Origin of the sequence: Methylophaga sp. UBA1464 (assembly GCF_002325665.1) — a bacterium.
Lineage (GTDB): Bacteria > Pseudomonadota > Gammaproteobacteria > Nitrosococcales > Methylophagaceae > Methylophaga.
This window is the reverse complement of the sequence record NZ_DCSO01000003.1, coordinates 2290-2559: the sequence shown is the minus strand read 5'-3', so window position 1 is coordinate 2559 and position 270 is coordinate 2290. Positions and strand designations below refer to the sequence as shown.

General features: G+C 47.0%; 1 protein-coding gene. It reads right to left on the bottom strand.

Annotated elements, in window-relative coordinates:
- Nucleotides 1–90 precede the first annotated feature (90 nt).
- On the bottom strand, nt 91–270 hold a 180-nt coding region (locus B3O33_RS00325), incomplete at its 5' end, for a hypothetical protein (RefSeq protein ID WP_292362709.1).

The window sequence follows — 270 nt, the reverse complement described above, 5'->3', positions numbered from 1 at the left end:
GCGATTACAGTAGCCAATCAGGATGCTGATACAGAATAAATAAAAGCGGATATCCTAATCAGGACATCCGCTGAACTTCTAGGGTGAGGTTTATCTAATTGCCTCTACCTGCACTAGGTTATCGGTAAAGGTGGGTGCATGCCCCATATCAACAAACTCAGCTGAGCTGACGCAGTTTACCGTACCGTTATTTCGTTGCCGCCAGTACCCAAGGGTTGCTACAACAATTCCCGGGCCGACATCTTCAGTGATTTGTGCCTTGGCATCAAA